Origin of the sequence: Pseudaquabacterium pictum, from assembly GCF_005403045.1 — a bacterium.
GTDB lineage: Bacteria > Pseudomonadota > Gammaproteobacteria > Burkholderiales > Burkholderiaceae_C > Pseudaquabacterium > Pseudaquabacterium pictum.
The window spans coordinates 75,080-99,118 of the sequence record NZ_BJCL01000015.1 but is presented as its reverse complement, the minus strand read 5'-3'; the positions used below and the strand labels follow the sequence as shown (position 1 = coordinate 99,118).

Here is a 24,039-nt window from a genome sequence, read left to right as displayed (position 1 = left end):
CAGATTCAAGGCGTGGAGAACATCAGCGCGGTGAGGATGAAGTCCATGCCCAGCACCGCCAGCGAGGAAATCACCACGGTGCGGGTGGTGGCGTAGGCCACGCCCTCGGGCGTGGCCTGGGTCTCGTAGCCCTGGTACAGCGCCACGAAGGTGCAGACCACACCGAACACCGCGCTCTTGACCACGCCGTTGCCCACGTCGCGCCAGATGTCCACCTTGTTCTGCTGGATCGACCAGAAGTTGCCGGCGTCGATGCCGATCAGGCCCACGGCCACCACCCAGGCGCCGAGGATGCCGATGGCCGAGAACAGGATGGCCAGCAGCGGCATGCTGATGGCGCCGGCGATGAAGCGCGGCGCGAGCACCCGGGCGCGCGGATCGATGGCCATCAGCTCCATCGCGGCCAGCTGCTCGCCGGCCTTCATCAGGCCGATCTCGGCGGTCAGCGAGGTGCCGGCCCGGCCGGCGAACAGCAGCGCGGTGACCACCGGGCCGAGCTCGCGCACCAGGCTCAAGTTGACCACCAGGCCCAGCGATTCGGCCGCGCCGTAGGTGACCAGCGCGTAGTACATCTGCAGCGCCAGCACGAAGCCCACCGCCAGGCCCGAGGCCAGGATGATCACCAGCGAGCGGTTGCCGATGGCGAAGATCTGGGTGATGACCAGGCCGAAGCGGCGCAGCGCCTGCGGCAGCACGCCCACCAGGCCGGCGAAGAAGATCGCCGCATGGCCCAGGCCCTGCAGCGAGGCCAGCACCCGGGCGCCGACCAGCTGGACGATGTTCATGCACCGCCCCCGAGGCCGAAGTCGTCGGCCATGGGCCGGGCGGGGTAATGGAACTTGACCGGCCCGTCGGGCTCGCCGCGCACGAACTGCCGCACCTCCGGGTCGGTGCTGGCCATCAGCTCGGCCGGTGTGCCCTGGGCCACGATGCGCCCGCCGGTGGCCATCAGCACCACCCAGTCGCTGATGGCCATGCACTCGGGCACGTCATGGCTGATCACCAGCGAGGTGGCGCCGGTCACGTCGTTCAAGGTGCGGATCAGCTTGGCGGCCACGCCCATGCTGATCAGGTCGAGCCCGGCGAACGGCTCGTCGTACATGATCAGCTCGGGGTCCAGCGCGATGGCACGGGCCAGCGCGATGCGCCGGGCCATGCCGCCCGACACCTCGGCGATCTTCAGCTGTGCCGCCCCGCGCAGGCCCACGGCATTGAGCTTCATCAGCACGATGTCATGGATCAGCGGCTCGGGCAGATCGGTCATCTCGCGCAGCGGGAAGGCCACGTTGTCGTAGACCGAGAGATCGGTGAACAACGCGCCGAACTGGAACAGCATGCCCAGACGGCGGCGGATGCGGTAGAGCTGCGCGCGGTCGCGGGTGTCGATCACTTCGCCATCGAAGACCACGCGGCCGCTGTTGGCCGCATGCACGCCGCCGATCAGCCGCAGCAGCGTGGTCTTGCCACAGCCCGAGCCGCCCAGCACGGCCGTGACCTGCCCGCGGCCGAAGCGCAGGCTGACGTCGTTCAGGATGGTGCGACTGCTGTCGTAGCCAAACGTGACGTGGTCGATCTCGATCAGGGGATCAGGGCGCAAGGGGTGGGGTGGGCGCACAGGCGGTGGGCGCAAGGACTGCCACCGCCGGGCCAAGCCGGTTGAAATACTCCGGAAATTGTCGCACGCAGGGCCAGACCCTCAGGGTTGGCCCCGATTCCCGCGGGTAAAGCTGTGTTGCCAGCGTGTCGGCTGCCGGATCAGCGGGGCAGCGTGCTGCTGCCCATCAGGAAGCCATCCACTTCACGCGCCGCCTGCCGGCCTTCGCGGATCGCCCAGACCACCAGGCTCTGCCCACGCCGCATGTCGCCAGCGGCGAACACCTTGTCGACGTTGGTGCGGTAGCCACCCTCGTCGGTGTGGGCCTTGGCGTTGCCGCGGTTGTCCTTGGTGACGCCAAAGGCATCGAGCACCGATGCCACCGGGTTGGTGAAGCCCATGGCCAGCAGCACCAGGTCGGCCTTGTAATCCTTCTCGGTGCCGGGGATCTCGACGAGCTTGCCGTCCTTCATCTCCACATGCACCGTGGTCAGGCCGGTCACCTTGCCCTTGGCGCCATTGAAGCGCTTGGTGCTGATGGCGAACTCGCGCACGCAGCCTTCCTCATGGCTGCTGCTGGTGCGCAGCTTCAGCGGCCAGTAGGGCCACACCAGCGGCTTGTTCTCCTGCTCGGGCGGCTGGGGCATGACCTCGAACTGGGTGACGCTGGCCGCACCGTGGCGGTTGCTGGTGCCCACGCAGTCGCTGCCGGTGTCGCCGCCGCCGATCACGATCACGTGCTTGCCGGTGGCCATGATCTGGCCCTTGAGCTTGTCGCCGGCCACGACCTTGTTCTGCATCGGCAGGAATTCCATCGCGTAGTGCACGCCGTCCAGGTCGCGCCCGGGCACTGGCAGGTCGCGGCTCTGCTCGCTGCCACCGGTCAGGATCACGGCGTCGAACTGGGCCTTCAGTTCGTCGGCGGTGATGGTGGTCTTGGCGTCGTTCGTCACCTTGCTGTCGGCCGGGAAGGCCCCCACCAGCACGCCGGTCTTGAACACCACGCCCTCGGCTTCCATCTGGGTGATGCGGCGGTCGATGTGCGACTTCTCCATCTTGAAGTCGGGGATGCCGTAGCGCAGCAGGCCGCCGATGCGGCTGTTCTTCTCGAACACCGTCACGCTGTGGCCGGCACGCGCCAGCTGCTGCGCGGCGGCCAGGCCGGCCGGGCCGCTGCCGACGATGGCCACGGTCTTGCCGGTCTTCACCGTGGCGGGCTGCGGCGTCACCCAGCCTTCGGCCCAGGCGCGGTCGATGATGGCGTGCTCGATGCTCTTGATGCCCACCGCGTCGTCGTTGACGTTGAGCGTGCAGGCGGCCTCACAGGGCGCCGGGCAGATGCGGCCGGTGAACTCGGGGAAGTTGTTGGTGCTGTGCAGCACGGTGATGGCGTTGGCCCAGTCACCCCGGAACACCAGGTCGTTGAAGTCCGGAATGATGTTGTTGACCGGGCAGCCGCTGTTGCAGAACGGCGTGCCGCAGTCCATGCAGCGCGCGCTCTGCACCTTGGCCTGTTCGTTGTTCAGGCCGATGACGAATTCCTTGTAGTTCTTGACGCGCTGGGGCACGGGCTCGTAGCCCTCTTCCAGACGCTCGAACTCCATGAAGCCGGTGACTTTTCCCATGATGCTGTGTCCTGTTGGTGCGTCGTCGTCAGATCACTTGGCCGGCACGGCCTTGGCCTTGGGCTCGCCCTTGGCCTTGGCGATGGTGGCGTCCTTGGCCTTGGCGGCGTGGATCTCGCCGAGCGCACGCTTGTACTCGTTGGGGAAGACCTTGACGAACTTGCCGCGCAGGGTGGCCCAGTCGTCGAGGATCTCGCGGGCGCGCAGGCTGCCGGTCCAGCTGTGGTGCTGCTCGATCAGCGCCTTCAGCAGTTCCTCGTCGGCCTGGCCCTCGCCGCCGACACGGTGCCAAATGGCACGGTCGACGCTGGCGGCCTGCTCCTCGGCCGTCAGCACCTTGTCCAGCGACACCATCGCGGTGTTGCAGCGCTTGGCGAACTGGCCGTCCTCGTCGTAGACGTAGGCGATGCCGCCGCTCATGCCGGCGGCGAAGTTGCGGCCGGTCTTGCCCAGCACCACCACCGTGCCGCCGGTCATGTATTCACAACCGTGGTCGCCGGTGCCTTCCACCACCGCGGTGGCGCCGCTCAGGCGCACCGCGAAGCGCTCGCCGGCCACGCCACGGAAGAACGCTTCACCGCTCGTCGCGCCGTACAGCGCGGTGTTGCCAATGATGATGTTTTTGGTGGCATCACCCCTGAAGTCGATGCTGGGCCGCACCACCACCCGGCCGCCACTCAGGCCCTTGCCGGCGTAGTCGTTCGCGTCGCCGATCAGGTACTGGGTGATGCCCTTGGCCAGGAAGGCCGCGAAGCTCTGGCCGCCAGTGCCTTCCATCTGCATGAAGATGGTGTGGTCGGGCAGGCCTTCGGGCCGGTGGCGGATCAGCTCGCCCGACAGCATGGCGCCCACGCTGCGGTTGCGGTTGCGCGCATCCTGCATGAACTGCACCTTCTCGCCGCGCAGGATGGCGGGCTGGCACTTCTCGATCAGCTGCACGTCCAGCGCCTTGTCCAGGCCGTGGTCCTGCACCTCGGTGTGGAAACGCGGCACATCGGCCGGCGCATCGGGCTGGTGGAACACGCGGCTGAAGTCCAGGCCGCGGGCCTTCCAGTGGGCGATGCCCTTCTTGGTGTCGAGCAGGTCGCTGCGGCCGATCAGGTCGTCGAACTTGCGGATGCCCAGCTGCGCCATGATCTGGCGCGCCTCTTCGGCGACGAAGAAGAAGTAGTTGACGACGTGCTCGGGCTTGCCGGCGAACTTCTTGCGCAGCACCGGATCCTGCGTGGCCACGCCCACCGGGCAGGTGTTCAGGTGGCACTTGCGCATCATGATGCAGCCCTCCACCACCAGCGGCGCGGTGGCGAAGCCGAATTCGTCGGCGCCCAGCAGCGCACCCACCACCACATCGCGGCCGGTCTTCATCTGGCCGTCGGCCTGCACCCGCACGCGGCTGCGCAGGCGGTTCAGCACCAGGGTCTGCTGGGTCTCGGCCAGGCCCAGTTCCCAGGGCGTGCCGCAGTGCTTGATGCTGCTCCACGGGCTGGCGCCGGTGCCGCCGTCATGCCCGGCGATCACCAGGTGGTCGGCCTTGCACTTGGTGACGCCCGCGGCGATGGTGCCCACGCCCACTTCGGACACCAGCTTCACGCTGATCGACGCGCGCGGGTTGGCGTTCTTCAGGTCGTGGATCAGCTGGGCCAGGTCTTCGATCGAGTAGATGTCATGGTGCGGCGGCGGCGAGATCAGGCCCACGCCCGGCACGCTGTAGCGCAGGAAGCCGATGTAGTCGGACACCTTGCCGCCGGGCAGCTGGCCACCCTCGCCCGGCTTGGCGCCCTGCGCCATCTTGATCTGGATCTGGTCGGCCGAGACCAGGTACTCGGTGGTGACACCGAAGCGGCCCGAGGCCACCTGCTTGATCTTGCTGCGCAGGCTGTCGCCGTCCTGCATCTCGTAGTCGGCCTCGATGACTTTGGCACCGATCACGTCGGACACCTTGGTGCCCTGGGTGATCTTGATGCCCTTCAACTCGTTGCGGTAGCGCGCCGGGTCTTCACCACCTTCACCGGTGTTGCTCTTGCCGCCGATGCGGTTCATCGCAATCGCCAGCGTGCTGTGGGCCTCGGTCGAGATCGAGCCCAGGCTCATCGCACCGGTGGCGAAGCGCTTGACGATCTCGGCCGCGGGCTCCACCTCGTCCAGCGGAATGGCCTTGGTCGGGTCGATCCGGAACTCGAACAGGCCGCGCAGCGTGACATGGCGCTTGCTCTGGTCGTTGATCAGCTGGGCGTATTCCTTGTAGGTGTCCCACTTGTTGGCGCGGGTGCTGTGCTGCAGCTTGGCAATGGCGTCCGGCGTCCACATGTGCTCTTCGCCGCGGGCGCGCCAGGCGTATTCGCCGCCGGCGTCCAGCATGGTGGCCAGCACCGGGTCGTTGCCGAAGGCGGCGCGGTGGGTGCGCAGGGCTTCCTCGGCCACCTCGAACACGCCGATGCCGCCCACCTGCGTGGCCGTGCCGCGGAAGTACTTCTGCACGAAGCTCTTCTCCAGGCCGATGGCCTCGAACAGCTGCGCGCCGCAGTAGCTCATGTAGGTGCTCACGCCCATCTTGGACATGATCTTCGACAGGCCCTTGCCGATGGCCTTGATGTAGTTGTAGATCGCCTTCTCGGACGACAGGGCGCCCGGCAGCTCGGCATGCAGCGCGGCCAGCGTCTCCATCGCCAGGTAGGGGTGCACGGCCTCGGCGCCGTAGCCGGCCAGCACCGCGAAGTGGTGCACCTCACGGGCCGAGCCGGTCTCCACCACCAGGCCGGCGGTGGTGCGCTTGCCTTCGCGCACCAGGTGGTGGTGCACGGCGCTCAGCGCCAGCAGCGCGGGGATGGCGACGTTGTCGCGGTCCATGCGCCGGTCGGTGATGATGAGGATGTTGTGGCCGCCCTGGATGGCATCCACCGCCTCGGCGCACAGGCTGGCCAGCTTGGCTTCCACGCCCTCATGGCCCCAGGCCAGCGGGTAGGTGATGTCCAGCTCGTAGCTCTTGAACTTGCCGCTGGTGTGCTGCTCGATGGCGCGCAGGCGGGCCATGTCGTCGAAGTCCAGCACCGGCTGGGCCACTTCCAGCCGCATCGGCGGGTTCACCGCGTTGATGTCCAGCAGGTTGGGCTTGGGGCCGATGAAGCTGTTCAGGCTCATCACGATGGCCTCGCGGATCGGGTCGATCGGCGGGTTCGTCACCTGGGCGAACAGCTGCTTGAAATAGTTGAACAGCGGCTTGTTCTTGTCACTCAGCACGGCCAGCGGGCTGTCGTTGCCCATCGAGCCGATGGCCTCTTCACCGGCCGTGGCCATCGGCGCCAGCAGGAACTTGATGTCTTCCTGCGTGGTGCCGAAGGCCTGCTGGCGGTCGAGCAGGCTCTCGGTGGCGGTGGGGGCGCTGGCCTTGACATCGATGCTGTCGAGGCGGATGCGCACGTTCTCGATCCACTGCCGGTAGGGCTTGGCAAAGGCGAACTGGTTCTTCAGTTCCTCGTCGTCGATGATGCGGCCCTGCTCCAGGTCGATCAGGAACATCTTGCCGGGCTGCAGGCGCCACTTCTTGACGATCTTGCGCTCGGCAAACGGCAGCACGCCCGATTCGGACGCCATCACCACCAGGTCGTCGTCGGTCACGATGTAGCGCGCCGGGCGCAGGCCGTTGCGGTCCAGCGTGGCACCGATCTGCTTGCCGTCGGTGAAGACCATCGCGGCCGGGCCGTCCCAGGGCTCCAGCATGGCGGCGTGGTACTCGTAGAACGCGCGGCGGCGGGCGTCCATGCCCTCGTGCTGCTCCCAGGCCTCGGGGATCATCATCATGGCCGCATGGGCCAGCGGGTAGCCGCTCATGGTGAGCAGTTCCAGCGCGTTGTCGAAGGTGGCGGTGTCGCTCTGGCCTTCAAAGCTGATCGGATACAGCTTCTTCAGGTCGTCGCCCAGCACCGGGCTCTTCATCACGCCTTCGCGGGCGCGCATCCAGTTGAAGTTGCCCTTGACGGTGTTGATCTCGCCGTTGTGGGCCACCATCCGGTAGGGGTGGGCCAGCGGCCACTCGGGGAAGGTGTTGGTGGAAAAGCGCTGGTGCACCAGCGCCAGGGCCGAGACCACACGCGCATCCTGCAGATCCAGGTAGTAGGTGCCCACCTGGTCGGCCAGCAGCAGGCCCTTGTAGATGATGGTGCGGCAGCTCATGCTGGGCACGTAGTACTCGCGGCTGTGGGTCAGCTGCAGCTTCTGGATGGCGGCGCTGGCGGTCTTGCGGATCACATACAGCTTGCGCTCCAGCGCGTCGGGCACGATCACGTCGGTGCCGCGGCCGATGAAGATCTGGCGGATCACCGGCTCCTTGGCGCGCACGGCCGGGCTCATCGGCATGTCGCGGTTGACCGGCACATCACGCCAGCCCAGCAGCACCTGGCCTTCGGCCTTCACCGCGCGGGCCAGCTCATGCTCGCAGGCCAGGCGGCTGGCCTGCTCCTTGGGCAGGAAGATCATGCCAACGCCGTATTCCCCCGGCGGCGGCAGCGTCACGCCCTGGGTGGCCATCTCGGCGCGGAAGTACTCGTCGGGAATCTGGATCAGGATGCCGGCGCCGTCGCCCATCAGCGCATCGGCACCCACGGCGCCCCGGTGGTCCAGGTTCTCCAGGATCTTCAGGCCCTGCTCGACGATGCTGTGGGCGCGCTGGCCCTTGATGTGCGCGACGAAGCCGACGCCGCAGGCGTCCTTCTCGTTGGCCGGGTCGTACAGGCCATGCTGCGCCAGATCGGCGATCTCGGCCGCGGAGGCCGGCGTGGGGTCCATGCCAGAGGTGTGGTCGGTCATGGCGCGCTCCTTCGCAATTCGGGGGATGGGAATTTACTGCAGTGCAGCAACAGACTCAAGCAGAAATAAATGGGGTCAGGCTTGTTTAAATCTGAGCCGCCACACTCGCTGCCCAATAAATGGGGACAGATCAAAGTCAACGGGCACCCGATGGCGGGAGCAAAACCCGCGCCTGCGGGCGGCCAGTCAGGCTGCGCGCGGCGGGCGACCCCGCGGCCGGGGCTGCACCGGACGGTCGACCTGCTGGGCCAACGCCGCCAGGAAGGCGGCATCGCCCACCGCCCAGCCCTTGTGGGCCGCATCGGCCAGGGCGGTGGCCCGCTCGGGCGCCAGACCGTCGGCCAGGCAGCGGCGGTAGGCCGCCTCGCGCTCGAAGGGCGTGTTGCCGAGCGCCCACCAGGCGGCGCAGTCGGTGATCAGCGGGTCGTGGCGCTCACCCAGGCGGTGGCCCAGGCTGGACCAGGCGGCGTCACCGCCGCCGGCGGACTGGCCCAGCAGGTCGACATGGCGCATGGCGTCCAGCAGGTGCGGCCCCGCCTGCACCACCGCAGTGCGGAAGCGCCCCGCCCACAGCGTGCCGCGCCGGCCGTGGCGGCGGTTGAAGGCGGCGCCATAGCGCCGGCCCAGGCCCTGCATCAGCGCGCCCAGGGCCGTGTCGCTGGCCGGCGTCAGCAGCAGCAGCACCTCGGTGGGCTGCAGCGCATAGGCATGCACCGCCACGCCGTGCTGCAGCGCCGATTCGCGCAGCGCCGCCAGGAACTGCCGGCGGTCGTCGTCATCGACGAACACCGGCTGGGCGCTGTGGCCCAGCATCAGCGCCAGATGGGCCTGGCCGGCCACGGCCAGTCGGGGCAGGCGGGCCATGCGGGTCAGAAGGTGGCGGCGGCCGGGCCGTCGAGGGCGCCGAACAGATCGCGGCCGGTCAGGCGGCGGTGCTCGCGCACCGCGAAGCGGTCGGTCATGCCGGCCACGTAGTCGGCCACCGCGCGGTGGCGGTCGGGCGGGGCCGCGTGCTCGGCCGGCAATTCGTGCGGGGCATCCAGGTAGGCGGCGAACAGCTCGCGCACCACCTGGCGGGCCACATCGGTGGTGCGCATCACCTGCGGATGGCGGTACAGCGCGGCAAACAGGAAGCGCTTGAGCGCGGTGGCCTCGGCATGCATGGCCTCGCTGTGGCGCAGCAGCCGCGGCGCCTGGCGGGCCGCATCGGCGCTGGCCGGCGCGGCCTCGGCCAGCGCCGCGGCGGTGGCATCGATCACGTCATGCACCTGGGCCGACAGCATGCGGCGGATGGTCTCGAACAGCAGCCGCCGGCCCGGCTGGCCGGCCAACGCCGGGTGCTCGGCCAGCGCGGCATCGCGGTGGCGGCGCACCAGCGGCAGCTCGGCCAGGGCGTCGAACTGCAGCAGTCCCGAGCGCACGCCGTCGTCGATGTCATGCGCGTTGTAGGCGATGGCGTCGGCCAGGTTGCAGAGCTGGGCCTCCAGGCTGGGCTGGGTGCCATCGAGGAAACGGCGGGCCACGCCGCCCGGCTCGTCGGCCTCCAGCGCCAGCGCATCGCGCCGGCTGCAGTGCTTGAGGATGCCCTCGCGTGCCTCGAAGCTGAGGTTCAGGCCGTCGAAGGCCGGGTAGCGGATCTCCAGCCGATCGACCACGCGCAGGCTCTGCAGGTTGTGCTCGAAGCCGCCGTGGGTCTGCATGCAGTCGTGCAGCGCGTCCTGTCCGGCATGGCCGAAGGGCGTGTGGCCCAGGTCATGGGCCAGGGCGATGGCTTCCACCAGATCCTCGTTCAGCCCCAGGCCGCGGGCGATGGAACGCCCCAGCTGCGCCACCTCCAGCGAGTGCGTCAGCCGGGTGCGGAACAGGTCGCCCTCGTGGTTGATGAAGACCTGGGTCTTGTAGACCAGCCGCCGGAAGGCGGTGCTGTGCACGATGCGGTCGCGGTCGCGCTGGAACGCATCGCGCAGCCGCACCGGCGGCTCGGGGTGGCGGCGGCCGCGGCTGTGCGCGGCATCACTGGCATAGGGCGCCAACGGCACCGGCAGCCCCTGCGCCGCTCAGCCCGGCGCCGCGTGGGCGCGGATCACATCGGCGACCAGCGTGTCGGGCGCCGGCCGCATCGCCGCGCGGCCCAGGCCGTCGATCACCACGAAGCGGATCTCGCCGCCCTCGGCCTTCTTGTCGACACGCATCAGCGCCATCCAGCGCTCGATGGGCAGGGCGGACAACGGCGGTGCCGTCACCGGCAAGCCGGCGCGGCGGCACAGCGCCTGCAGGCGCGGCACCAGCGCGGCATCCACCAGGCCCAGGCGCGCCGACAGCTCGGCCGCCAGCACCATGCCGCAACCCACCGCCTCGCCATGCAGCCAGGCGCCGTAGCCCAGGCCGGTCTCGATGGCATGGCCGAAGGTGTGGCCGAAGTTCAGGATGGCGCGCAGGCCGCCTTCGCGCTCGTCCTGCCCCACCACCCAGGCCTTGATCTCGCAGCTGCGCTTGACCGCATGGGCCAGCGCAGCGCGGTCACGCGCCATCAGCGCGTCGAGGTTGGCTTCGATCCAGGCCAGGAACTCGACATCGGCGATCGGCCCGTACTTGATCACCTCGGCCAGACCGGCGGAGAACTCACGCGCCGGCAGCGTGGCCAGCAGGTCCAGGTCACACAGCACCCGGGCTGGCTGGTAGAACGCGCCGATCATGTTCTTGCCCAGCGGATGGTTGATCGCCGTCTTGCCACCCACCGATGAATCCACCTGCGCCAGCAGCGTGGTGGGCACCTGCACAAACGGCACGCCGCGCATGTAGCAGGCGGCGGCAAAGCCGGTCATGTCGCCCACCACGCCACCGCCCAGCGCGTAGAGCACCGTCTTGCGGTCGCAGCCGGCGCCCAGCAGGGTGTCGTAGACCTGTTCCAGCACCGCGGCAGTCTTGTGCTCCTCGCCATCGGGCAGGGCCAGCTGCAGCACGCGGCGGTGGCGTTGGCGCATTGGCGCGGCCAGTGCCTCGGCATACAGCGGCGCCACCGTGGTGTTGCTGACGATCAGCGCATCGGCCGACGCCGGCAGTCCGGCCCAGGAGGCCGGATCGGCCAGCAGGCCGCTGCCGATGTGGATGTCGTAGCTGCGGTCGCCCAGGGCGATCGGCACGAGGAGGATGTCGGCCCGGGGCGGGGCGCTGGAAGCCGCTGCAGTCATGGGCGGGCAGTGTATGCGCCGCCTGCCTGCAGGCGCAGCGGGCTCAGGCCAGCGGCGGCATCACCCGGCCCACGGTGGCGGGCACCAGCATCGGGTCGACCAGGCCCGCCAGCTCCAGCTGCATCAGGATCATGTTGACCAGCGTGGGCACGGACGGCCGACCGGTCTCGATGGTGAAGTGGCAGGTCTCGCGGTACAGCGGATCGCGCTCGCGGTACAGATCGCGCAGGCGCTTGAGCGGATCGCGCACCTGCAGCAGCGGGCGCTGGGTGTCGTGGCGCAGGCGGCGGAACAGCTCTTCCGGCGTGGAGCGCAGGTAGAGCACCTGGCAGTGCTGCTGCAGCGCCGCCCGGTTCTCGGACCGCAGCACCGCACCGCCGCCGGTGGCCAGCACGGTGCCGGTCTGCTGGCACAGGCGGGCGATGGTCTGCGCCTCCAGATCCCGGAAGGCTGCCTCGCCGTGCTGCTCGAAGTAGACCCGGATCGAGCCGCCGATGGCGTGCTCGATCTCATGGTCGCTGTCGACGAACTGGCGGCCCAGCTGGCGGGCGAGGTGGCGGCCCACGGTGGATTTGCCGCTGCCGGGCATGCCGACCAGGGCCAGGGGGGCGCCCATCGGCGGAGGCTGCCGGTCCACAATGTCAGTCGGCGCTCTGGCAAGTGGACGAGGTGCCGAACGGGCTGCGAACAAACGCCGGCGGTGTGGCCTCCACGGTGACGTCCGACGACGCAAATGGCAGGCCGGACACGGTGCTGGCTTTGAATTCGCTACCGCCTACACCAGAAGCTGTAACGGTGATCAGGGCATCGATCCAGGACGCTGCGTTCTTCGGATACTCGATCTGCAGATACGCGAGCCCGCTGGCATTGGTTGTCGAGCCACCGACCATGGTGATGGCCACATAGGCCTTACGCGGATCTAGATCACCATTCCAGTTCAGGTCTTCCTGCCGGACGGCCAACACCGGCGCGACCACCCCGGCGTTGAATGTACCTGCCTCCCGAACTGCATTGCGGTTAACGTCTTCATTTGGGCAGGAAGGAGTGAGGGTCGGCGGCCCAAACGTCCAAGCTTTTGCGGCAGCGTCCCAAACATAGTTCTCCGACGATGGCGGTTGACTGACTACTACTGGCGGGCCTGGGCTGGTGATAGTTGCAGGCAGCAAGCTGTTGACCGGCACCCAGAGCGCGCCATTCCAACGGTAGAACCCCTTATAAAAGCGCAGCAGGTCCACCAATGGCGTGATTTGGGTGCCCGGCTTGGCCTGTCCGGCCGCATCAACGACCATCACCGCGTACCGCTTGATGTACGTGAGCCCGTTGGCACCGGGAGTGACTGTGTTGTCTGTTCCGATAGAAACCGACAAAACTTCTGCCCCGACCGTGAGTTTGGTGGTCACTTCATTCGGGCACGTGCTTGTCGCGAACTCGGCATCAGTTCGCGCCCAGCAAGCGCGTACGGTAACGCCATCAGTAGGACCGCCAATTAAGCCCGGCGTGAATGTACCGCGCGCCACTCCGGATGAATCAGAGTAAGCAAAAGCGCCCACATAGGACACCACACCGTCGGTGGTGTTTGTGTTGCCCTTCAGATCGAAGCGAACGCGAATATTTGGCACCGGCGCGTTGTTCGGGCCGATGAACAACGCCCGCAATTGCGCCTGATTGGTCGTGCTGCCAGAGGTGTTGACTGGAACCACGCTTGGGGTCGCCGATAGCGACACGCTTTCGGGCACGGTCGTGGCGTCGGGCACACCGCCGCTGCCCGCGGCAATCACCTGAATCCGCGAATCGCGGGTGGCCCCGGCCGAGATCGCGGTGACCACCACCTCTCCTGCCAAGGATGGAGCAGTGAAGGTGTAGTCGAACGACCCGTTAATGTTGGTTTGCCCGCTGAGGGCCGGCAGACCCGGCGCACCAACTGAAATTGGCTGGGCGGCCATTGGCTGCCCGTTCACATCAACGAGCTTGTAGGAGATGACGTTACCCGGGGTGCTTGCCGTGACCACAGGCGACAACGATGCCGAGAGAGTGGCACCGCGCACCGTGACCGACTTGGAATCAACCAAACTGCCACTGAAGGCGCTGACGCTGAGTGTCCGGTTGGTGAAGTCAGCGCCGACACGTACCAACGCCGTGACCACGCCGTTGCTGTCGGTCACCGCCCCGCCGGGCGTGAGGATTGCGTTGCCACCGACGGTGAAAGTGACGGGAATCCCTGCCAAGGTGTTACGGTTGGCGTCGACCGCTGTCGCTGTGGCTGTCACCGACGCCGCTGCCGTGTTGTCCAACGTGCTGCTGCTTAGTAGCAGGCTCAGCCCGGCCGCGACAGGCCGCGCCGCGCTGACAGCGGAGACAACCGGAAGTTGCACCGTGCGCACGGGCAGACCGTCCGTGCGCGCGCTGACGGTAATCACCCGGTTGCTGCGCTCGGTTCCGATGCCAACGATCGCCGTCATCGTGCCGTTGGCTGCAGTGACTGACCCGGCTGGTGCAACCGTTGCGCCGTTGTTCACCTCGAAGGTTACCGGAACGTTGGCCATTACATTCCGCTGCAGGTCCAGCGCGATCGCTGTGACTGTGACCGTCTGCGAGCCGTCGTTAGGAATCGTTGCCTGTGACAGGCTGACCAGCAGATCAGACGGATCGATGCCAGCGCCGCCGGCGGAACTGACCACCTGCAAGGTGGCAGTCCGGGACTTGGTGCCGCTTGTTGCCGTAATGGAGATCTGACGCGGTAACGCGTTGGCGCCGATGCCGATCGCGGCCGACAGCGTGCCGTCTGTGCCGGTTTTTGTACCGGTGGGAGTCACAACACCGGTGTCAGCAGACACCGTGATGGGCACGCCGGCCAAAGCGTTGTTGCGCGCATCCAGGGCGATAGCTGTTGCGGTGATGGTGGCCGAGCCGTCGTTGGGTACGGTGCTGGCGCTCAAGGTCAGTACTAGATCAACGGCCGTGGGAGTAGTGATGGCCGTCCCGAGCACTGGTGTACCGGGGCCATTTCCAAGGTTGCTGTCACCAGCATCACCACCGCCGCCGCAAGCGACCAGCGCCAGCACGCACAGCCCAGCCACCCAGGATTTGAATTTCACGAGAAACATGTCAGAAGCTCCCTGTCGGGCGTGGCCCGGTGGCCAGCGCCGCAGCTGTCAGCGCGCCGCAGCGCGCTCGGTCACGATCTTGGGTGTGATGAAGATCAGCAGTTCGGTCTTGGTCGCCACCCGGGCGGTGTTGCGGAACAGTGCCCCGGCATAGGGGATGTCGCCCAGCAACGGCACCTTGTTGACATCGTTGCTCTCGGTCTGGGTGAAGATGCCGCCGATCACCACCGTGCCGCCGTTCTCCACCAGCACCTCGGTCTGCACATGCTTGGTGTCGATGGCGAAGCCCTGCGGCGTCTGCTGGCCGACGCTGTCCTTGTTGATGTCCAGCGTCATGATCACGCTGCCCTCGGGCGTGATCTGCGGCTTGACTTCCAGCTTCAGGTTGGCCTTGCGGAACTGGATGGACGTGGCGCCGCTGCTGGTGGCCACCTGGTAGGGCAGCTCGGTGCCCTGCTCGATGATGGCCTTGTTCTGGTCGGCCGTGATCACACGCGGGCTGCTGATGATCTTGCCCTTGCCGTCGGCCTCCAGTGCCGACAGCTCCAGGTTCAGGAAGCGGTTGGCCGAGGGGCTGAACAGGCTCAGTGCGAAGCTGGGCAGCGTGTCGGTGCCCGAGAACACCGAGTTGATGGTGTTGGCCGGCAGGTTGACGAAGTTGGTGTTCGAGAACTCGACGGTACCGGTCTGGCGGGTCTGTGCACCGATGGCCGCGGCATTGCCGCCGATGGTGACGTAGTTGCCGCCACCGATCTTGTAGCCCGGGATGCCCCCCTGGATGCCGCGCAGATCCGATGCACCCAGCTTCACGCCCAGCGTGCGGCCGAACTTGTCGTCGGCCTCGACGATGCGGGCCTCGATCAGCACCTGGCGCACCGGGATGTCGATCTTCGAGATCAGCAGCTGGATCTCCTCGAGCTTGCTGGGGATGTCGGTGACGAACAGCTGGTTGGTGCGGGTCTCGTAGATCACGCTGCCGCGCGGCGACAGGATGCGGGTGGCCGGGTTGCCACTGCCGCTGGACGAGCCACCGCCAGACGCGCTGCCGCCACCGCCACCACCACCGCCCCCGCTGCCGGAGGCCTGCCCCGTCAGCCCGTTCGCCACCACCTCGGCCTTGGTGTAGTTGAGCTGGAACGACTGGGTGCGCGTGGGCTCCAGGTCGGCGATCTTCTTCTTCGATTCCAGGTCCAGCTGCTCCTTGGCCGCCAGCTCGTCCTTGGGCGCGATCCACAGCACGTTGCCGTTCTTGCGCACGCCCAGGCCCTTGCTCTGCATGATGATGTCCAGGGCCTGGTCCCAGGGCACGTCCTTCAGGCGCAGGGTGACGTTGCCGGTCACGGTGTCGCTGGTCACCACGTTGAAGTTGGTGAAGTCGGCGATCACCTGCAGCAGCGCCCGCACCTCGATGTTCTGGAAGTTCAGGCTCAGCTTCTCGCCGGAGAAGCCGGGGCCCTGGGTCAGCTTGTTCGGATCGACCTTCAGCGGCCGCACCTCCAGCACGAACTGGTTGTCGCTCTGGTAGGCACTGTGCTCCCAGCTGCCGCGCGGCTCGACGACCATGCGCACGCGCTCGCCGCTCTGGAAGGTGGCGATGCTCTGCACCGGCGTGCCGAAGTCGGCCACGTCAAGGCGGCGGCGCAGGGTCTCCGGCAGGCTGGAGCGCAGGAACTCGACCACCAGGCTCTGGCCCTGCTGGCGGATGTCCACGCCCACCTGGGTGCTGGCCAAGGCCACGATGACGCGGCCTGCACCGTCCGGTCCGCGGCGGAAGTCGATGTCGCGCAGCGGCAGCTGGTCGCGGTTCTGCGGCGCGGCAAAGTGCACCGGTTCGTTGGTGGTGGCGGCCAGGCCGGGCGCGTTGTTGTTCTCCAGCACCACCACCAGCACCTTGCCCTGCAGTTCTGCGCGGTAGTTGCTGGCCTGGCGCAGGTTCAGCACCAGGCGGGTGCGCTCGCCCGATTGGGCGACGGCGACGCTGCGCAGATTGCCCTGGTTGATGTCGACCACCGACTTGCCGAGCCCGTTGCCCACCGCCGGCAGATCGAGCGCCACCCGCGGCGGCGTCTGCACCACGAAGCCGTTGGGCACGGCCGCCAGCGGCGCGGCCAGTTCGATGCGCACCACCTCGGCGCCGGCCTGCTGGGTGCTGGTGATGGACTGGATGGTGTTGCCCGCCCCGGCCTGCGCCAGGGCCGCCGCGGGCGCCATGAAGGGTGCTGCGCATGCCAGCAGCAAGGCGGCAATCCGGTGTCGCCACTGGGGCATGGTGGTTCTCTCCTGCGGATCGTTCGGCGTTCTGGTCATTTGGGCGTCCCCTGCCCGCGCTCTTGCAGCTGCAGCGTGGCGTTGCGCTCGATCCACTCGCCGGCGGCATCTTGCACGATCTCCCGCAACGCCACCTCGGTCTCGGTGATGCGCAGGATGCGGCCGTAGTTCTGGCCCAGGTAGTCGCCCGCCTTGACCTGGTACAGCAGGTTGTCCACCCGCAGCAGCGCCACCGGTGCACCGGCCTTGGAGACGCTGCCCACCATCGACATGGCGTCCAGCGGGAAGGACTCCAGCGGCTCCTTGCGGCGGCTCATCTCGGCGGCCAGCATCGAGTTGGGCTGCTTGGCCTCCTGCTTCAGCGCCACGCTCAGCTTCTGGGTGCTGAACGGGTCGACCTGCTGCGCATTGGCGTAGGGCACCGGGTTGAACTTCTTGGGCGCGGCCAGCGGCGCCACGCTGGCGCGCACTTCGCGGCGCTGCTGGTCCATCCAGTCCTGCAGCTCCTGGGTCTCGCCGCCGCAGCCGCTCAGGCCCAGCACGGCCAGCAGCACGGCGCCGGCCAGCCAGGGCCGAGTGCAGCCGGGCGATGTCATGCGGGCGGGCTTCATTTGCGCGGCGCCTTGCTCTTGGACTCGGCCTCGCGGGCCTTGCGCACCTCGGCCAGTTCCACCGCGTCCAGGTAGCGGTAGGTGCGGGCCACGGCATCCATGGCCAGGGTACCGGCCGCGTCCTTGGTGGGCACGATGGCCAGGTTGTGCAGCGTGACGATGCGCGACAGGTTGGCCACGTCGGCGGTGAAGGCACCGATGTCATGGAAGCGGCCGGTCACCCGCACGGTGATCGGCAGCACGGCGTAGTAGTCCTTGATCTCGACCTGGCCGGGGCGGAACAGCTCGAACTGCAGGCCGCGGCCGATGCCAGCCTGGTTGATGTCGGACAGCAGCGCATCCATCTCGGCCTTGCCGGGCAGCTGCCGCTCGAGCTGGGTGACGTACTCCTGCACCTGCTGCTTCTGCTTGCGCAGCTCGGACAGGTTGACCGCCTGGCCCAGCTTGGCCCGGAAGTCGTCCTTCAGGCCCGGCTCGACGTTGCGGGCTGCCTCCAGCTCATCGGCGGCCGACGACACCAGCACGACCCAGCCCAGCCCCAGGGCCAGCGCGCCGGTGGCCACCCAGGCCAGCACCTTGGGCAGCAGCGGCCACTGGCCCGGCTCCTGGGGATTGAGCCCCTTGAACTGCTGCTGCGCACGGTCGAAGGCCGTGGCGACATCCAGCGTGCTGGCGGGGCGGATTGTGGTGGTCACCATGGCGCGGTCCTCATGCCGGCTTGGCCGCAGAGCCGGCGCGCGCGGGGGCCGATGCCGGCGCACCCGGCTGCTTGAGCGACACCCGCAGGGCAAATTCAAACAGGCGCCGCTGCTCGCGCGACCCCTGGGCCGGCGGCTGCATCACGGCCTTGATCTCCACCAGCTCCATGCGCTCCAGCCAGGGCGAATTGCTCTGCGCATTGCGCAGGAACTCCGACACCCGCTCATTGGTCTGCGCCACGCCGTTGACCAGCACGGTGCTGTCGGTCTGCTTGATGGCCGACAGGTAGATGCCTTCGGGCGTGAGCCGCACCAGTTCGTCGAGCAGGTGCACCGGCACATTGCGGTTGAGCTGCAGGTCTTCCACCGCGCCCTGGCGGGCCTTCAGGCTGTCGATCTCGGCGCGCAGCGTGGCGATGTCCTTGATCTGGCCCTCGAGCTTGGCAATCTCTTCGCGCAGGAAGTTGTTGCGCGCCTGCTGCGCCTGCGTCATCTGCTGCAGGGCGCCGTACCACAGCCCGGCCACCAGCAGGCCGCAGCACGCGGCCACACCCAGTCCGACGAAGAACGCTTGCTTGCGCTGCTTGCGCCGCGCCTCGCGGTGCGGCAGCAGGTTGATCAAGATCACTGCAGGAACCTCCGCATCGCCAGGCCGCAGGCGGTGAGGTAGGACGGAGACTCCTTGCGGACCTTGGACTCCTTGACGTGGCTGCCGATCTTCATGCCGTCAAACGGGTTCACCACCATCGATGCAAAGCCGGTCAGGTCGGTCACCCGCTCGCGCAGGCCCGGCAGGGTGGCCGTGCCACCCGCCAGCATGACGTAATTCACCTTGTGGTGCGGCGTGCTGGTGAAGAAGTACTGCAGCGCCCGGCCGATCTCCTGCGACAGGCTGTCGACGAAGGGGGTGAGCACCTGGGATTCATAGTCTTCGAGCTGATCGCCGGCCAGCTTCTTGTGCTCGGCTTCCTCGAACGACAGGCCGTACTGGCGCGAGATCAGCGTGGTCAGCTGCGAGCCACCAAAGGCCTGGTCGCGGTCGTAGAGCATCTCGCCCTCGCGCAGCACCTTCAGGCTGGTGGTGTCGGCGCCGATCTCGAACAGCGCCACCAGGGCATCCCGGCCCTCGTTGGGCAGGGTATCGACGATGCGGCCCATGGCCAGCAGCGAGGCATGGCTCTCGATGTCCAGCACCACCGGCTTCAGGCCGGCGGCCTCGGCCAGGCCCTGGCGGTCCTGCACCCGCTCCTTGCGCGAGGCGGCGATCAGCACCTCGATGTCGCCGCCCGATGTGGGGCTGGGGCCGATGACGCAGAAATCCAGGCTCACCTCGTCCAGCGAGAACGGGATGTACTGGTTGGCCTCGCTCTCGACCTGCAGCTCCAGCTCTTCGTCGCGCAGGCCGGCGGGCAGCATGATGCGCTTGGTGATCACCGCCGACTGCGGCATGGCCATCACCACCTGCCGCGTCTTGGTGCCGCTCTTGTCGATCAGCTTGCGCACCGCGGCCACCACCTCGTCGAACTTCTCGATCTGGCCGTCGGTGATCCAGCCCTTCTCGAAGGGTTCGGACGCCAGCCGTTCCAGCACGTACTCGCCCGTGGCCGACATGCCCAGTTCCACCAGCTTGGCACTGGACGAGCTGATGTCCAGCCCGATCATCGGCACATGCTTGCGGCCCAGCAGCAGGTCCAGAAGGCTCACGGAAGGCATCTCCCAACGTACAAAATGGGTGGGCGGGGCAACGGATCGAACTTAATAAGTTACTTCAATGCTAGCAGTAAAGCCTTTGTAGCCCAAAGGAATTTACCGTTTCAGACCGTGTTTGACGTTGTGATCTGCCGACGAATTTGACGGCAGACGGGCCGCTTGCAGCAGGCCATCCTGCAGCGCTTCGTCCCCGGTTGGCGCCGACGCTTTCTATACACTGCCCCCCACGATGACCGACCCCGAGCGCAGCCCGCCCGCGCCCTCGCCTGCTGCAACCACCGGCGGGCGCGCCATCCGGCCGCTGCGCTGGATCGGCCGTGCGCTGGGCGGCATGCTGGGCCTGGCACTGGCGCTGGGCTTGTCGGTGCTGCTGCTGGTCGGCGTGGCCCTGGCGGTGGCCTACCCCAACCTGCCCGACATCGGCGGCCTGACCGACTACCGGCCCAAGCTGCCGCTGCGGGTGATCTCGGCAGACGGCGTGCTGCTCGGAGAGTTCGGCGAGGAACGCCGCATCTACACGCCGATCGCGCAGATTCCGAAGGTGATGCAGGAGGCGGTGCTGGCCATCGAGGACGCCCGCTTCTACCGCCACAGCGGTGTCGACTACCTGGGCGTGGCCCGCGCCGCGCTGGCGCAGTTCAACAAGGCCAAGAGCCAGGGGGCGTCCACCATCACCATGCAGGTGGCGCGCAACTTCTACCTGAGCACCGAGAAGACCTTCACCCGCAAGATCTACGAGATCCTGCTGGCCCTGAAGATCGAGCGGCAGTTGTCCAAGCCGCAGATCCTGGAGGTCTACATGAACCAGATCTTCCTGGGGCAACGGGCCTACGGCTTCGCGGCGGCGGCCGACATCTACTTCGGCAAGCGGCTGGCCGACATCACCGTGGCCGAGGCGGCCATGCTGGCGGGCCTGCCGCAGGCGCCCAGTGCCTACAACCCGGTCAGCAACCCCAAGCGCGCCACCCGCCGCCAGCAGTACATCATCGACCGCATGGAGTCCAACGGCTTCATCACCGAGGAGCAGGCCATCGCCGCCCGCGCCGAGGTGCTGAAGCTGCGCGCCCCGACCGACGCCGTGGTGCATGCCGAGTACGTGGCCGAGGCGGTGCGCCAGCTGGTGCACAGCCAGTACGGCGCCGAGACCACCACCCGCGGCCTGAACGTGCAGGTGACGGTGAACGCCGCCGACCAGGCCGTCGCCTACCGCGCGCTGCGCCGCGGCCTGCTGGACTACGAACGCCGCCAGCACTACCGCGGCCCGGAAGACCGCATCGACCTGCCGGCGCAGATCGACGCCGCCACACTGGACACCCGCATCGCCGAAGCCCTGGCCGACCACCCGGACAACGACGAGTTGAAGGCCGCGGTGGTGCTGGAGGCCTCGCCGAAGAAGGTGGTGGCGGTGCTGCAGTCGGGCGAGAGCATCACCGTCACCGGCGAGGGGCTGAAACCGGTGACCAGCGGCCTGGCCGACAACGCCGAGGCACAGAAGCAGATCCGCCGCGGCGCGGTGGTGCGGGCGGTGCGCGGCCCCAAGGGCGACTGGACGCTGACCCAGCAGCCCGAGGTGGAAGGCGCCTTCGTGGCGATGGAGCCGCGCACCGGCGCCATCCGTGCCCTGGTGGGCGGCTTCGACTTCGGCAAGAACAAGTTCAACCACGTCACCCAGGCATGGCGGCAGCCAGGCTCCAGCTTCAAGCCGTTCATCTACTCGGCAGCGCTGGAGCGCGGCTTCACGCCCAACACCGTGGTGAATGACGCGCCACTGTTCTTCGACGCCGGCACCACCGGCAGCCAGCCCTGGGAGCCGAAGAACTACGACGGCAAGTTCGACGGCCCGATGCCGCTGAAGACCGCGCTGGCCAAGTCCAAGAACATGGTCTCGATCCGCGTGCTGCGCTCCACCGGCGTGCAGTTCGCGCAAGACTGGGTCACCCGCTTCGGCTTCGAGGCCGACAAGCACCCGGCCTACCTGACGATGGCGCTGGGCGCCGGCTCGGTCACCCCGCTGCAGATGGCCAGCGCCTACAGCGTGTTCGCCAACGGCGGCTACCGCGTCAACCCCATGCTGATCACCCGCATCACCGACAACAAGGGCCGGGTGCTGCAGCAGAGCCCGCCGCCGGTGATCGACGAATCGATGCGCGCCATCGATGCCCGCAACGCCTTCGTGATGAGCCAGCTGATGGGCGAGGTGACCCGCTCGGGCACGGCGGCCAAGGTGTATGCCACCTTCAAGCGCATGGACCTGGCCGGCAAGACCGGCACCACCAATGATTCGATGGACGCCTGGTTCGCCGGCTACCAGACCAACCTGGCGGCGGTGGTGTGGATCGGCTACGACAACCCACGCAAGCTGGGCGACCGGGAAACCGGCGGCGGCCTGGCGCTGCCGGTGTGGATCGAATACATGGCCCACGCCCTGCGCAGCCTGCCGCCGCAGGTGCCCGAGGTGCCCGAAGGCCTGGTGCAGCAGGGCGGCGACTGGGTGTTCGACGAGTTTGGCGGCGGCGCCGGCATCAGCAGCGTCGGCCTGGAAGACAAGCTGCCCGAGCCGCCCACCGAGGGCGAGCGCAAGAGCATCCTGGACCTGTTCAGGTGACGGGTGGCTCGAAGCGCAGCGCCTGGCCGGCTTGGGCGCTGGTGTGCTGCGACAGGGCGGTGAAGAACTCGGTGCCATCGCGGGTGTCGCGCCACTGGCCGTCCAGGTAGCGGTAGTGGTGGCCGCCAGCGCGTGCGGCCAGCCAGATCTCATGCAGCGGCGGCTGGGTGTTCAGGATGATCTTGCTGCCGCCGGGCAGGCTCAGCTCCAGCAGGCCGCCGGTGCGCTGGCTGTCGATGTCGACCACATCGTCATCCAGCCAGCGGTCGACCGTGGCCTCCACCTGGGCCAGCACGGCATGGGCCAGGCGGTGGAATTCACTGTCGGACAGCGCGGCTGCGGCAGGGGTGGTCGGGGTCATGGTGCATAGAATCCGGGCGATGGAATTGCGATCGAGTTTAGCGAGCCGGGCTGCCCTGCTGCTGGCAATGCTGCTTGGCACCGCCGCCCTGTCGGGATGTGGCCAGAAGGGCCCGCTCACCCTGCCCCAACCTCCGGCTGGCGCCGCCTCCGCGCCCACCAAATGACCCAAGAACTCCTGCCTGGCGCGCCGCACCTGGCCCGCCGGGATGCCGACCTGTGGCTGGACGGCGTGCGCCTGGCCGACCTGGCCACCGAATTCGGCACGCCGCTGTACGCCTATTCCCGCAGCGCCATGCGCGAGGCCGCCGCCGCCTACCAGCGTGCGCTGGCCGGCCGGCCGCACCTGCTGTGCTACGCGATGAAGGCCAACAGCAGCCTGGCGGTGCTGAAGACCTTTGCCGACCTGGGCCTGGGCTTCGACATCGTCTCGGCCGGTGAACTGGCACGGGTGATCGCCGCCGGCGGCGATCCGGCCAAGGTGGTGTTCTCCGGCGTCGGCAAGCGGCCCGACGAGATGCGCACGGCGTTGCAGGCCGGCGTGCACTGCTTCAACGTCGAGAGCGCAGCCGAGCTGGAGACGCTGTCGGCCGTCGCCAGCAGCATGGGCAAGACGGCCGCCATCAGCCTGCGCGTCAACCCCGATGTCGACGCCCAGACCCACCCCTACATCTCCACCGGGCTGAAGGGCAACAAGTTCGGCGTGGCGCATGACGAGGCCCGCGCCGTCTACCGCCGCGCCGCCAGCCTGCCCGGCATCCACGTGGCCGGCATCGACTGCCACATCGGCTCGCAGATCACCACCGTCGCGCCCTACCTGGACGCGCTGGACCGCCTGCTTGACCTGGTGGAACAGGTCGAGGCCGACGGCATCCCCATCGCCCACCTCGACATGGGCGGCGGCCTGGGCATCACCTACACCGACGAGACACCGCCCGCGGCCGATCTGCTGGTGGGCCAGTTGCTGGCGCGCATCGATGCCCGCGGCCATGGCCACCGCACGGTGCTGATGGAGCCGGGCCGCTCGCTGGTGGGCAATGCCGGCGTGCTGCTGACCGAGGCGCTGGTGCTCAAGCCCGGCCGGGTGGACGATGGCGGCAAGAACTTCTGCATCGTCGACGCCGCGATGAACGACATGGTGCGCCCGGCGATGTACGAGGCCTGGCTGGCCATCGTGCCCTGCCACCAGCGCGCCGAGCCACCCCTGACCTGGGATGTGGTGGGCCCGGTGTGTGAATCCGGCGACTGGCTGGGCCGCGACCGCGCGCTGGCCGTGCAGACTGGCGATGTGCTGGCGGTGCTGTCGGCCGGCGCCTACGGCATGGCCATGGCCAGCAACTACAACACCCGGCCGCGTGCGGCCGAGGTGATGGTCGACAACGGCCGCGCCACGCTGATCCGCCGCCGCGAGACGGTGGCCGACCTGTTCCGCGACGAGCTCATCCCAGGCTGATCAGCCGCACAGCGGGC

Annotated in this window: 18 protein-coding genes; 3 read left to right on the top strand and 15 right to left on the bottom strand. The window is 68.0% G+C overall.

All coding sequences use genetic code 11. The features are described 5' to 3' along the window. Positions 1 to 5: 5 nt before the first annotated feature. The 14 genes from mlaE to FFT10_RS22090 all read right to left on the bottom strand — a co-directional run bounded on the left by mlaE (position 6) and on the right by FFT10_RS22090 (position 19,607). Positions 6 to 785 carry a lipid asymmetry maintenance ABC transporter permease subunit MlaE gene (gene mlaE, locus FFT10_RS22155; RefSeq protein ID WP_137735049.1) on the bottom strand — a complete coding sequence of 260 codons (780 nt, stop codon included), beginning with the start codon at positions 783 to 785 and terminating at the stop codon, positions 6 to 8. Continuing rightward, entirely contained in the window at positions 782 to 1,597 is an 816-nt protein-coding gene (locus FFT10_RS22150; RefSeq protein WP_137735048.1) for an ABC transporter ATP-binding protein, read from the bottom strand. Before FFT10_RS22150 ends, mlaE begins: the two co-directional genes overlap by 4 nt. 158 nt (positions 1,598 to 1,755) lie before the next feature. Continuing rightward, positions 1,756 to 3,219 carry a glutamate synthase subunit beta gene (locus FFT10_RS22145; protein ID WP_137735047.1) on the bottom strand — a complete coding sequence of 488 codons (1,464 nt, stop codon included), beginning with the start codon at positions 3,217 to 3,219 and terminating at the stop codon, positions 1,756 to 1,758. Between the two features lie 33 nt (positions 3,220 to 3,252). Next, positions 3,253 to 8,001, bottom strand: a complete 4,749-nt coding sequence (locus tag FFT10_RS22140) for a glutamate synthase-related protein (protein ID WP_137735077.1) — start codon at positions 7,999 to 8,001, stop codon at positions 3,253 to 3,255. Positions 8,002 to 8,208: 207 nt separating this feature from the next. Then, positions 8,209 to 8,886, bottom strand: a complete 678-nt coding sequence (locus tag FFT10_RS22135) for a transposase (RefSeq protein WP_137735046.1) — start codon at positions 8,884 to 8,886, stop codon at positions 8,209 to 8,211. A gap of 5 nt (positions 8,887 to 8,891) precedes the next feature. Beyond that, positions 8,892 to 10,061, bottom strand: a complete 1,170-nt coding sequence (locus tag FFT10_RS22130; protein WP_137735045.1) for a deoxyguanosinetriphosphate triphosphohydrolase — start codon at positions 10,059 to 10,061, stop codon at positions 8,892 to 8,894. Between the two features lie 18 nt (positions 10,062 to 10,079). Further along, positions 10,080 to 11,213: a 3-dehydroquinate synthase gene (aroB, locus tag FFT10_RS22125; RefSeq protein WP_137735044.1), complete on the bottom strand. Its 1,134-nt coding sequence runs from the start codon at positions 11,211 to 11,213 to the stop codon at positions 10,080 to 10,082. 43 nt (positions 11,214 to 11,256) lie between these two features. Then, positions 11,257 to 11,829, bottom strand: coding sequence for a shikimate kinase (locus tag FFT10_RS22120; protein WP_228027244.1), 573 nt, complete (start codon positions 11,827 to 11,829; stop codon positions 11,257 to 11,259). 25 nt (positions 11,830 to 11,854) lie between these two features. Further along, positions 11,855 to 14,317, bottom strand: a complete 2,463-nt coding sequence (locus FFT10_RS22115; protein WP_137735043.1) for an Ig-like domain-containing protein — start codon at positions 14,315 to 14,317, stop codon at positions 11,855 to 11,857. 48 nt (positions 14,318 to 14,365) lie between these two features. Further along, positions 14,366 to 16,585: a type IV pilus secretin PilQ gene (locus FFT10_RS22110; protein WP_174246138.1), complete on the bottom strand. Its 2,220-nt coding sequence runs from the start codon at positions 16,583 to 16,585 to the stop codon at positions 14,366 to 14,368. A 35-nt stretch (positions 16,586 to 16,620) separates the two neighbouring features. Next, positions 16,621 to 17,181 carry a pilus assembly protein PilP gene (locus FFT10_RS22105; protein ID WP_137735074.1) on the bottom strand — a complete coding sequence of 187 codons (561 nt, stop codon included), beginning with the start codon at positions 17,179 to 17,181 and terminating at the stop codon, positions 16,621 to 16,623. A gap of 11 nt (positions 17,182 to 17,192) precedes the next feature. Further along, a complete protein-coding gene (locus FFT10_RS22100) occupies positions 17,193 to 17,894 on the bottom strand; it encodes a type IV pilus inner membrane component PilO (protein ID WP_137735042.1) in 702 nt (233 codons plus the stop codon). A 10-nt stretch (positions 17,895 to 17,904) separates the two neighbouring features. Beyond that, a complete protein-coding gene (locus FFT10_RS22095; RefSeq protein ID WP_137735041.1) occupies positions 17,905 to 18,522 on the bottom strand; it encodes a PilN domain-containing protein in 618 nt (205 codons plus the stop codon). Further along, positions 18,519 to 19,607: a pilus assembly protein PilM gene (locus FFT10_RS22090; RefSeq protein WP_137735040.1), complete on the bottom strand. Its 1,089-nt coding sequence runs from the start codon at positions 19,605 to 19,607 to the stop codon at positions 18,519 to 18,521. Before FFT10_RS22090 ends, FFT10_RS22095 begins: the two co-directional genes overlap by 4 nt. 226 nt (positions 19,608 to 19,833) lie before the next feature. Between FFT10_RS22090 and FFT10_RS22085 the strand changes: the two genes are divergently transcribed. Continuing rightward, complete coding sequence (locus tag FFT10_RS22085; RefSeq protein ID WP_137735039.1) at positions 19,834 to 22,209, top strand: penicillin-binding protein 1A; 2,376 nt, start codon at positions 19,834 to 19,836, stop codon at positions 22,207 to 22,209. Here FFT10_RS22085 and cyaY read toward each other — a convergent pair. Then, a complete protein-coding gene (gene cyaY / locus FFT10_RS22080; RefSeq protein WP_137735073.1) occupies positions 22,202 to 22,540 on the bottom strand; it encodes an iron donor protein CyaY in 339 nt (112 codons plus the stop codon). The genes FFT10_RS22085 and cyaY overlap by 8 nt on opposite strands. On the opposite strand from cyaY, the gene lptM reads away from it, so the two are divergent. Beyond that, entirely contained in the window at positions 22,446 to 22,736 is a 291-nt protein-coding gene (gene lptM / locus FFT10_RS28860; protein ID WP_373282570.1) for an LPS translocon maturation chaperone LptM, read from the top strand. The genes cyaY and lptM overlap by 95 nt on opposite strands. Further along, positions 22,733 to 24,022: a diaminopimelate decarboxylase gene (gene lysA / locus FFT10_RS22070; RefSeq protein WP_137735038.1), complete on the top strand. Its 1,290-nt coding sequence runs from the start codon at positions 22,733 to 22,735 to the stop codon at positions 24,020 to 24,022. The genes lptM and lysA overlap by 4 nt, the downstream gene beginning before the upstream one ends. The last annotated feature ends 17 nt before the right edge of the window (positions 24,023 to 24,039 follow it).